This is a genomic window from Pseudanabaena sp. UWO310, assembly GCF_006861605.1.
Lineage (GTDB): Bacteria > Cyanobacteriota > Cyanobacteriia > Pseudanabaenales > Pseudanabaenaceae > Pseudanabaena.
The window spans coordinates 1-369 of sequence record NZ_SELU01000130.1 but is presented as its reverse complement, the minus strand read 5'-3'; the positions used below and the strand labels follow the sequence as shown (position 1 = coordinate 369).

1 protein-coding gene is annotated in these 369 nt (G+C 41.5%); it reads right to left on the bottom strand.

Going from position 1 to position 369, the window contains the following annotated elements:
* Window positions 1-369 (bottom strand): RNA-guided endonuclease TnpB family protein (locus tag PseudUWO310_RS22605; protein ID WP_143190604.1); only part of this gene is annotated, 369 nt, incomplete at both ends.

Below are 369 nucleotides of genomic sequence, written 5' to 3'. Positions count from 1 at the left end.
CGTGATGTGTACCGCACTTAGGGCAATCCCACTCTCTGATATTTAAAGGCAACTTATCCACAACATAACCGCAATGTCCACACCTTTTAGAGCTAGGAAACCAACGATCAATTTTGACAAAAGTGCGACCATACCAATCGCACTTATATTCTAGTTGCCTAACGATTTCACCCCAACTAGCATCACTAATCGAGAGCGCGATTTTATGGTTTTTGACCATATTCTTTACGGACAGATCCTCAACTGCAATCACTTGGTTTTCACGAACCAGTCGAGTTGTCAATTTGTGAAGAAAATCATGACGAGCATCGCTAATTTCTGCATGAACTTTAGCGACTTTCAATCTTGCTTTGTGACGATTGTTAGAGC